Raw genomic sequence first — 10,058 nt, 5'->3', positions numbered from 1 at the left:
ATTTTTTGAAGATGCCTTATAGAAAATGATATCAGCTTCTTAAACTATCTTAGTTGTCCAATCCTCACATACCTTTCCACATTTTTTATCCATTATTGAAATGAATTACTTAATAACTCTTCTAATAGTCTATAATATCTTCTCAAAAGCTATTCTTTTACTTCCATCTTCTAAATAAATTACTCCACAATACTGAAATTGATTCTTCTTAAGCATCTTTTGCATAGATAAGTTTTCTTCATGAGTATCCACTTTTATACTATACACGCCTTTTTTCAAACAAAGCTGCTCTACATTTCTAATAATCTTTGATGATATTCCTAATCCTTTATGATTGTTGTTAACAGCAATTCTATGAATAACTGCATATTCCTTATTACTAATCCATTGCCCCTCATAAATAGAGTCATATGTTTTCTCTCCTTCAAAAGAAACTGCTGCAGTAGCAACAATATTATTATCTTTTAGTAACACATAACTGTTTTCATTATCAATATCATTATTTATTATTTCGACATTGGGATAATCATTCTGCCATTGATTAATCCCAAGTTCTTTAAAATAAACTTGTGCCTGTCTAATAATATTCATTACATCATTAATATCAGTTTTAACTGTTTTTCTAAATTCCATTTCACTTCTCCTTTTTATAAAAATTTATTAAGGCTAATATAAAACAACACTAGTACTTGTTAGTATTAGTGCTGTCTAAATGTTATTATCTTATGCCTAGGTGCCATATTGGAATTGTTAGCAAATTTTAGCTGTCATTCCATCATACCTTTATGAGAACCCTAATCTAAAAAATATATACAAGATTTATATACAACTTTAATACTAATTTGCCATTAATTTTTCTTTCAATTACTATTTTACTAAACTACTTATTCGGAACAAAACCTTAATAAATATCCATTTAAATCTTGTACAAGAAATTCTTTTTGTAATATTATTTTCCCATCACATTCATATTCATTTACATTTATATCTCTAAATAATTCTATATTATTTTTAATAAGATTATCTCTTATTTTCTCAACATTAGGTACTTCCAACTGAAAGTTAATTCCTCTACCAAATGGATACTTTAATTCACCAGTATTCCAATATCCATTTACTTCCTCTATCATAATTTGTATATCTCCTAATGATAAAAAAGTAAATTTATCCCCAACTCTTTCATACTCTAAATTAAATCCTAAAATATCAATATAGAATCTTTTAGATTCTTCAATATCATTTACCGATAACTCAGGTATTAAACTATTAAACTTCATCATCTTTAGCCCCTTTTCAATAATTTAAAGATAATATTATCATATGATAAAAAATTTGTAAAAAAAGAGCTAGTAATTTTCAACTAACTCTTCTTATTTGGAACTGTCAAAATACTTTCAGCATCCGATCTTCACAAGCTGTTCCACAATAATATCACTTTATATTTTTAGTGTCCCTCTTTCATACCTTTAGGAAGTATAATCTACTCATCATAGGTATTTATATCATCATGCTGAGAAACATAAAAACAAATAGGAATATGTCTTTCATAGCAGCCTTCACACATTTCCTTTAAACACTCTGGACATTCTCTTATATCCTCTTCATGAAAATAGTCTCCACATAACTCACATTCTATCATACACTATCACCTCTAAACATATAATTTCAAATTATACCCCCATATAATCTTCCTTTCAACTTTATTTTAATTATTACCACATTCATATAATCCTATATAAATACGCAAAAGCTCTAAGCATTTTATACTTAGAGCTTTTGCATATTAAAAAGATATAAAAACTTGAAATCAGTGCTGGCAACTCTTCAATAAAAACTTTACGTTTTTGTCCATTGATATTATTATACCCTTATCATTCTTCTGGACCTACTATACAATTTTTGTCGTCCAATCCTCACAGTTCCATATATCTGTTACTACATCCTTATAAAATTCTGGTTCGTGACAAACTAATAGTATAGTTCCTTTATATTCTTGCAATGCTCTCTTCAATTCATCCTTAGCTTCTACATCTAAATGGTTTGTAGGCTCGTCAAGGATTAATATGTTTGTTTCCCTATTTATAAGCTTTGCAAGTCTTACCTTGGCAGCTTCTCCCCCTGATAGTACCATAACCATGCTTTCTATATGCTTAGTAGTTAATCCACACTTAGCTAGTGCTGCACGAACTTCATATTGAGTACAGCTAGGAAATTCGTGCCAATATTCTTCTATGCAAGTATTTTTATTACCTGCTGCTCCTTCTTGTTGAAAGTAACCTATTTGCTGATAGTCACCTAGAGTTACTTCTCCACTTATAGATTTTATTTCTCCCATAAGGCTCTTAAGAAGAGTAGTTTTTCCAAGTCCATTAGCTCCAACAAGAGCAATCTTTTGACCTCTCTCCATAGAAATATTAAGAGGCTTTGTTAATGGATGATCATATCCTATAACTAAATCTTTAGTTTCAAAGATAACCTTACCTGATGCTCTTCCAGTTTTAAAGTTAAAGGTTGGCTTTGGCTTTTCTTTAGAAAGCTCTATTCTATCCATCTTATCTAGTTTCTTTTGTCTAGATTTAGCCATGTTAGATGTAGCAACATTAGCTTTATTTCTTGCTACGAAATCTTCAAGTTTTGCAATTTCAGCTTGTTGTCTTTCATATGCTCTTTCAAGTTGTTCCTTCTTTGCTTCATATATTCTCTTAAACTCTTCATAATCACCCACATATCTACTTAGCTTTCTATCTTCTACATGATATATAAGGTTAATTACAGAATTTAAGAAAGGAATATCGTGGGATATTAGAATGAATGCATTCTCATAGCTTTGTAGATATCTCTTAAGCCATTCTATATGAGCTTCATCTAAATAGTTTGTAGGCTCGTCTAGAAGTAATATATCTGGAGTTTCAAGTAGAAGTTTTGCAAGTAAAACCTTAGTTCTTTGTCCTCCACTTAAAGCTGTTACATCCTTATCTAGTCCTACGTCAAGAAGCCCTAATCCTTTAGCAACTTCTTCAACTTTTGCATCTATAACATAAAATCCATTATTATCTAGCATATCTTGAATAACAGCAGTTCTTTCTAATGCCTTATTCATTTCATCTTCGTCCATTTCACCCATTTTTCCATAAAGCTCATTCATTTCAGCTTCTAAGTCAAATAGATATTTAAATGCATCTCTTAGCACATCTCTTATAGCTAAGCCTTGCTCTAGAGCAGCATGTTGATCCATATATCCTACTCTAACATTGTTAGACCAAATTACTTGGCCTTCGTCAGGCATAAGTTTACTAGTTATTATATTCATAAAAGTAGATTTACCTTCACCATTAGCTCCAATTAAACCTACGTGTTCACCTTTTAATAATCTAAAGGATACATCTTCAAATATTGCTCTATCCCCGAAACCATGACTTATATTTTTAACTGTAAGTATACTCATCTATTTTCCTCCTATATCCTTGTGACTATTATATTTAAATAATGTTTAATCAAAAATTCAAACCAAGAATATTATACTTTAATCGTAAAAAATTTTCTATGATAAAAATAAATAATTTATTTGCAAAATTCTTTTCATAAATTTATACTATAAGAAGTCTAAATAAAGTTTAATAGTTTTATTTTTAAATCTAACAATATGAGTTATTATTAATAATCAGTTGTTTTAATAATAGGAGGATGTAAATGGCTTGTAAATTCTATCTACTAAAAGGAAAAGGAAAAAGTGTTGAGAGTGGCCACCTTTGGGTTTACTCTACTGATATCGAAGAATACGATGGTGAATATGAAAATGGAGACATTGTAGAAGTATATAATTGTAGAGAGGAATTCATCGGCAAAGGTTACATAAATGACGTTTCTAAAATTACTATAAGAATTATGACTAGAGATATTGATGAAGAAATTGATGGAGAATTCTTTAGAAAAAGACTTAGAGCTGCTTGGGAATACAGAAAAAAAATCATAGATACTTCCAGCTGCAGATTTTTATTTGGAGAAGCAGATTTTGTACCAGGACTTATAATTGATAAATTGGAAGATTACTATGTTATTCAATCTTTAGCTCTAGGAATTGATAAATATAAGGATATCATCGTAAAAATTCTAGTAGAAGAATATGGTGCTAAAGGCATTTATGAGCGAAGTGATGCTAAGGTTAGAACCCTAGAAGGCATGGAACAAGTTAAAGGCTTTTTAACTGAACCTTTTGATACTATGGTTCAGATAGTTGAAAATGGTGTTAAGTACTATGTTGATATCGAAAATGGACAGAAAACAGGATTTTTCTTAGATCAAAAGGAAAATAGAGCTGCTATACATAAACTTTGTAAGGATGCTACTGTACTAGATTGTTTTACTCACACTGGTTCCTTTGCACTAAATGCTGGAGTGGCTGGTGCTAAATCAGTACTAGGAGTAGATATATCAGAGCATGCGGTGGAATTTTGTAGACGTAATGCTGAGCTTAATAATCTACAAGATGTAGTTAAGTTTGAATGTCATAATGCCTTTGATGTGCTTCGTGAATGGTCCGATGAAGGTAGAAAGTATGATGTAGTTATCCTTGACCCACCAGCCTTTACAAAATCTCGTTCTACCATTAAGAATGCCACAAGAGGCTACAAAGAAATAAATCTTAGAGGAATGAAGCTAGTAAATAAAGGTGGTTATTTTATAACTTGTTCATGCTCTCACTTTATGAATCCTGAATTATTTAGAGATACCATTGCCAGTGCAGCTAAGGATGCAAAAGTTACCCTAAGACAAGTAGAATTTAGAACTCAAGCTCCTGACCATCCAATTCTTTGGAATAGTGATGAGTCATATTACTTAAAATTTTATATCTTCCAAGTAGTTTAATTATTTTAAGTAAGGGGTAAATATCAAGTCTATTGACTTGATATTTACCCCTATTAAAGTTTAATTACTTATTTAATCAGGCTTCTGACTTTGTTTTACTAATTGGTGCGCATATACGCTAGCTCCTGTTACTAGAACTCCTTGAACTATAGCATCAACACTAATGCTATGCATAATTCCCATGGATAACAATATTCCTATAGGAAGTAAGATTATTGGTATATACTTATTGCTTATTTTTTGAGTTCCCTTTAAAAACATACCGATTATAGATAAAACCGGTATTAATATCAATGCATTTTCTGTAATATAATTAAAAAAATCCATATATATTCCCCCCTTAATATATTTTATTCAGTCTGTCCTTGTATGAGTACATGTTTATTATAGTTTTCCTAGGCATTTAAAATTTCTATCAATACTAGGTATAATATATGAACTCCTCTTCCTTATTTTTACATAATATAATTTTATACCTTACTTTTTTTAAAATATAAGAGCGATCTAGTACAAATTTGTTGTATAGTTTTTATTGAATATAAGTTCTAAAAGTGTAACAATGTTAATATAGTAATATTTGGTAAAGGATGATGTTATGAAAGGATTATCTATTCTTAGATTTGTTCAAATTGTTTTCTGTTTTCCTATAATAATATTATTTGCTACTGCTAAAATGAGTAGCATTGAGCAGATTATTTTTATAGCTCTTTTTACCTTATATACTATTATATATGAAGTTATATTCCTAACTTTGTCTAAAAGAAAAAGAACTACTAAACGCAGTAGTTCTTAAATAAAACTTAAATATATAATGTAATTATTAATTATTCTATTTTACTTCTCTTAATAAATATAGAAAGAAGGTTCCCTATGATTTAATTATGAATTTAAGCCTATAGCTTATTCATAGACTTTTATTTCTCCCTCCCTGTACTCTGGAACTATATTTACTATATCCTTTGAAAGGCAATATCTTAAATCATCGTAATAATTAAGCTCCTTCATCCTTTTATAATGAAGTGCATCTTTTACAAAGCTGATTATACTCGGATTATTTATATATACATATTCTGAAGTTTTAGCTATATCTGTTAAGATGCACTTATTTTTCGCAATCTCTTTTACACAGTTGATTATATATCCACTAGTTATAAAGTCATCCATGGAAAATTCTCCATCGGTTCCTGCATTTACAAAGGTCACATCCTTATTTAATTTAGCTAACCTTTCTGCTACAGCTCTTCCATTTATTAAAGCAGCAATAAATATTTTATCTGCTTCCTCACTATTTTTAATAGCTCTAGTTCCATTTGTAGTAGTCATTACAAGACTTCTTCCTCTTACTATCTCTTTAGTATAATCTAGAGGCGAATTAGAAAAGTCAAAGTTTTCTATTTTCACTCCTCCTCGCTCTCCCCCTAGAAGATAGTAATTCCTATCCTTCCTTGCAATATTTATGGCTTCCTCTATTTCCTTCACAGGTATAATTTTATCACAACCATTACTTAATGCAGTAATCATTACCGAAGTTGCTCTTAGTACATCAATAACAACTACTACCCTGTCTTTGAATTTTTCTGGTTTAATATGCTGTGCAGATATAACTACATCAATATTCATATCTTTTCCCCCCATGATTATATATAATTAAATAATATTATTTATAAAATTTCCCCTGATATAAGTCTTCAGCTTCTAGTTTATCATCTATGGCATTCAATACTTCCCATTTCTTTAAACTCCACATAGGACCTACTAATAAGTCTCTTGGAGCATCTCCTGTAAGTCTATGAATTACTACATCTTGTGGTAGCATAGTTATAGCTTCAGTTATAAGGTCAATGTATTCATCCATTTCTAGCAGCTTAAACTTGCCTTCGTCTAATAGCTTTTCCAGCCTTGTATTTTTCATTACATGAAGGAGGTGCATTTTAACTCCCTTTATAGGTAACTTAGAAATATACTTAACTGTATTTAGCATATCTTCCTTGCTCTCTCCTGGAAGTCCAAAGATTATATGTGCCACTACATCTATATCTCTCTTATGTAGCTCCTCTACTGCTTTTTTAAATACTTCTAACTTATATCCTCTATTAATAAAAGTAGCCGTATTATCATTACTAGTTTGAAGTCCAAGTTCCACCCAAGTATATAACTTTTTAGAGTATTCTTCTAATAAATCTAATACATCTTCCTCTAGGCAATCTGGTCTTGTAGCAATGGCAAGGCCTACTACCCCCTCTTGTGCTAGAGCTTCATCATATTTTTCTTTTAACACTTCTACAGGAGCATAGGTATTAGTATAGGCTTGGAAATAAGCTATGTATTTTCCATCCTTCCACTTCTTATTCATCATTTCCTTTATATCAGTAAACTGTTCATCTATAGATGATAACCTATCTCCAGCAAAATCTCCTGATCCTCTTTCAGAACAGAATATACATCCACCTTTAGCTACTTTTCCATCTCTATTTGGACATGTAAACCCTGCATCTAATGATATCTTAAAAGTTTTCTGTCCATTAAATTTATTTCTTAAAAAATAATTTAAACTGTGATATCTTTTCCCATTAAAATCTTTTCTCATACTTAATCTTCCTATCTTATTCTTTGGTTATCTATTCTTAAATATTTATTATTCTTATTTAAACCCTTAGATAGTGCTACTANNTTTATTTTCAGATGCCTTATTCAATTATAGTTTAACTCTTTTAGCTATGAAAATCCACTAAATGAAAATTTACTAACAATAGTTTAAAAAGTTGTCCACATATTAATAGTTTTCCACATATTCCTCTGTGGACTTCAATATAAATATACAAGCTATTATAATTTTGGGGGGATAACTTTGAAGAATCTTAAATTAATTTTTCAGGCTGCCACTGTTTTTATTGGTACAATTGTAGGCGCTGGACTTGCCTCTGGACAAGAAATAACTCAATTTTTCTCAACCTATGGGTTTTCAAGCTTTTATGGGCTTTTACTCTGTGCAGTTTTTTACATAATAATAAGTTCCATTATAGTCTCTATAAGTATAAAATATAATTTAAATTCCTATACAGACTTTATAACCCTTGTAAGCCCAGGTTTCTTTGGAAAAATCACTGATTATCTTACTAGCTTCTTTTTAGTATCAGGTGCTGCTATAATCCTTGCAGGTAGTGGAGCTTTACTTTATCAACACTTTGGCATACCAAGATTTGTTGGGATATTACTGATGGCTGGAATTTCCCTTATTACCTTGCTAAATGATACTAAAGGATTAATAGCAATTAATTCTATAATAGTACCTAGTCTTACAACTATAATCATTACTATATTTGTACTTTATCTTCTCTTTTCAAAGGATACTATGTCTATAGACTATATGAAGCAAGTACCATTGCATAAAAGTCTTATTATAAATAAACAATGGGTTATATCTTCACTCCTTTATGCCGGATTTAATATGCTATCCTGTAGTGGAGTTCTTGTTCCAGTCAGTAAGGAAATAAAAAATAAACGTCTCATTATCTCAGGCTTAACTATAGGTGCTCTTGTCCTTACTCTACTTGCTTTTTTAATTAACTCTATGCTAATGGCAAATATACCTGAAATCTTTAAATATGAAATACCACTACTTTTTGTAGCTAGCAAATTTACCCCTTTAATACAGCTACTACTTCTATGTGTTATTTGGTGTGAAATGTTTTCTACTGAAGTTTCAGATATCTATAGTGTTGGAAAAACTCTTGAAAATAAATATAATATACCTTACAGGAGGGGAGTTATACTTATTCTTTTAATTGCTCTTCCAATATCTCAAATAGGCTTTAAACAGCTAATAACCTTCCTATACCCTGGTTTTGGAATAGTCAGTTTGATATTTATTGTTCAATGTATTATCTTTTATTTTAAAATGAAGAAGGCAAGAAGATAATTAAAAACTGTAAACTTCTCTTCACTTTTTGTCTTTCTTTAATTATACTGATGTTATATAAGATGGGGCTTTAGTAAATCAATATTCCGNNTTAGCTCATTTTGCGAAAGCCCTATCTATTTTAAACGTAGGGGCTATCACAAAATAAAATAATCTTAAATTTACTAAAGTACAAATCCATTATTTTATAAGTATTAATGAACTTTTTTTGTGAAAATCCCATATAAGGAGATAAGTATGAAAGATTTAACCATTCTTGATAACTGTAATGTATGTCCTCGTAATTGTGGTATAGATAGAATCTCTGGGAAGGTAGGTTTTTGTAAAAGTGGAGTTACTGTAAAGGTAGCTAAGGCCTATGGTCATATGTGGGAAGAACCTTGTGTATCTGGAACTAAAGGGTCTGGCACAGTTTTCTTTTCAAACTGTAATCTCAGATGTGTATTTTGTCAAAATCATGATATTAGTCAATCTAGCATAGGTAAAGAAATTTCAGTAGAAAGGTTAAGTGAAATCTTTTTAGAACAACAAGCTAAGGGATATCACAATATAAACTTAGTTAATCCTACTCATTATGTACCTCAAATTATAGCTGCTTTAGATATGGCTAAAAAAAGCGGACTAACTATACCTGTGGTTTATAACTCTAATGGATACGAAAATATAGAAAGCATTAAAGCTCTAAATGGATACATAGATGTATATATTCCTGACTTAAAATATTTTAATGATAAATATGCAATAAAGTATTCTTCTGCACCTAATTACTTCAACATAGCATCAAAAGTTATTGGGGAAATGGTAGCTCAGGTAGGTACCCCAGTATTTAATGAGGATGATATTATGATTAAAGGTGTTATTATAAGACATCTAATGCTACCAGGACTTTTATTTGATTCTAAAAAAGTAGTTGATTATATATATAAAACCTTTGGAGATTCTGTATACTTAAGTCTAATGAACCAGTATACTCCTATGTTTAAGTCAACAGAATATGCTGAAATTAATAGACCTCTTAATCCTGACCACTATGATTCCTTAATAGATTATTGTGTGGATTTAGGTTATAAAAATGCTTTTATACAAGAATCCGGCACTAGTTCAACAGTATATGTACCTGACTTCAATCTGCAGGGCATTTAAATTTAGGATATTATAAACTCACTTAATTTAAATCATTCATTAAGATGTCAAATAAAGAAGCATTCTTAAGTAAAATCTTATTGATTTCACATTAAGAATGCTTTCATCATTTAAGGCATCTTCAAAAAAT

10 protein-coding genes are annotated in these 10,058 nt (G+C 30.1%); 3 read left to right on the top strand and 7 right to left on the bottom strand.

Annotated elements, in window-relative coordinates; all coding sequences use genetic code 11:
* Window positions 1-129: 129 nt before the first annotated feature.
* From B3W71_RS06620 to B3W71_RS06605, 4 genes are all read right to left on the bottom strand, one after another.
* A complete protein-coding gene (locus B3W71_RS06620; protein ID WP_346888152.1) occupies window positions 130-633 on the bottom strand; it encodes a GNAT family N-acetyltransferase in 504 nt (167 codons plus the stop codon).
* 251 nt (window positions 634-884) lie between these two features.
* Window positions 885-1,277, bottom strand: a complete 393-nt coding sequence (locus B3W71_RS06615) for a VOC family protein (protein ID WP_346888210.1) — start codon at window positions 1,275-1,277, stop codon at window positions 885-887.
* Between the two features lie 203 nt (window positions 1,278-1,480).
* On the bottom strand, window positions 1,481-1,639 hold the full coding sequence (locus B3W71_RS06610; RefSeq protein ID WP_346888151.1) for a hypothetical protein: 159 nt from the start codon (window positions 1,637-1,639) through the stop codon (window positions 1,481-1,483).
* A 249-nt stretch (window positions 1,640-1,888) separates the two neighbouring features.
* Window positions 1,889-3,445 carry an ABC-F family ATP-binding cassette domain-containing protein gene (locus B3W71_RS06605; protein ID WP_346888150.1) on the bottom strand — a complete coding sequence of 519 codons (1,557 nt, stop codon included), beginning with the start codon at window positions 3,443-3,445 and terminating at the stop codon, window positions 1,889-1,891.
* A 245-nt stretch (window positions 3,446-3,690) separates the two neighbouring features.
* On the opposite strand from B3W71_RS06605, the gene B3W71_RS06600 reads away from it, so the two are divergent.
* Window positions 3,691-4,866, top strand: coding sequence for a class I SAM-dependent rRNA methyltransferase (locus tag B3W71_RS06600; protein ID WP_346888149.1), 1,176 nt, complete (start codon window positions 3,691-3,693; stop codon window positions 4,864-4,866).
* 72 nt (window positions 4,867-4,938) lie between these two features.
* Here B3W71_RS06600 and B3W71_RS06595 read toward each other — a convergent pair whose 3' ends face one another.
* From B3W71_RS06595 to B3W71_RS06585, 3 genes are all read right to left on the bottom strand, one after another.
* Complete coding sequence (locus tag B3W71_RS06595) at window positions 4,939-5,193, bottom strand: phage holin family protein (protein ID WP_346888148.1); 255 nt, start codon at window positions 5,191-5,193, stop codon at window positions 4,939-4,941.
* A 573-nt stretch (window positions 5,194-5,766) separates the two neighbouring features.
* The gene (locus B3W71_RS06590; protein ID WP_346888147.1) at window positions 5,767-6,486 is read right to left on the bottom strand and encodes a 2-phosphosulfolactate phosphatase; all 720 of its coding nucleotides are present in this window, start codon (window positions 6,484-6,486) and stop codon (window positions 5,767-5,769) included.
* Window positions 6,487-6,523: 37 nt separating this feature from the next.
* Entirely contained in the window at window positions 6,524-7,453 is a 930-nt protein-coding gene (locus B3W71_RS06585) for a TIGR01212 family radical SAM protein (protein WP_346888146.1), read from the bottom strand.
* 255 nt (window positions 7,454-7,708) lie between these two features.
* Here B3W71_RS06585 and B3W71_RS06580 point away from each other — a divergent pair, with 255 nt between their 5' ends.
* Complete coding sequence (locus tag B3W71_RS06580) at window positions 7,709-8,785, top strand: transporter (protein WP_414631995.1); 1,077 nt, start codon at window positions 7,709-7,711, stop codon at window positions 8,783-8,785.
* A 237-nt stretch (window positions 8,786-9,022) separates the two neighbouring features.
* Window positions 9,023-9,928 carry a radical SAM protein gene (locus B3W71_RS06575; RefSeq protein ID WP_346888144.1) on the top strand — a complete coding sequence of 302 codons (906 nt, stop codon included), beginning with the start codon at window positions 9,023-9,025 and terminating at the stop codon, window positions 9,926-9,928.
* Window positions 9,929-10,058 lie beyond the last annotated feature (130 nt).

Source organism: Clostridium sp. UBA1056 (genome assembly GCA_002316385.1).
Lineage (GTDB): Bacteria > Bacillota > Clostridia > Clostridiales > Clostridiaceae > Clostridium_J.
This window is presented reverse-complemented; position numbering and strand designations above follow the sequence as displayed.

What these genes read in the sequence shown, in the direction of transcription:
- B3W71_RS06620 (WP_346888152.1), bottom strand. Translation starts at nt 633, where the DNA reads ATGGAATTTAGAAAAACAGTTAAAACTGATATTAATGATGTAATGAAT.
- B3W71_RS06615 (WP_346888210.1), bottom strand. Translation starts at nt 1,277, where the DNA reads ATGAAGTTTAATAGTTTAATACCTGAGTTATCGGTAAATGATATTGAA.
- B3W71_RS06610 (WP_346888151.1), bottom strand. Translation starts at nt 1,639, where the DNA reads ATGATAGAATGTGAGTTATGTGGAGACTATTTTCATGAAGAGGATATA.
- B3W71_RS06605 (WP_346888150.1), bottom strand. Translation starts at nt 3,445, where the DNA reads ATGAGTATACTTACAGTTAAAAATATAAGTCATGGTTTCGGGGATAGA.
- B3W71_RS06600 (WP_346888149.1), top strand. Translation starts at nt 3,691, where the DNA reads ATGGCTTGTAAATTCTATCTACTAAAAGGAAAAGGAAAAAGTGTTGAG.
- B3W71_RS06595 (WP_346888148.1), bottom strand. Translation starts at nt 5,193, where the DNA reads ATGGATTTTTTTAATTATATTACAGAAAATGCATTGATATTAATACCG.
- B3W71_RS06590 (WP_346888147.1), bottom strand. Translation starts at nt 6,486, where the DNA reads ATGAATATTGATGTAGTTATATCTGCACAGCATATTAAACCAGAAAAA.
- B3W71_RS06585 (WP_346888146.1), bottom strand. Translation starts at nt 7,453, where the DNA reads ATGAGAAAAGATTTTAATGGGAAAAGATATCACAGTTTAAATTATTTT.
- B3W71_RS06575 (WP_346888144.1), top strand. Translation starts at nt 9,023, where the DNA reads ATGAAAGATTTAACCATTCTTGATAACTGTAATGTATGTCCTCGTAAT.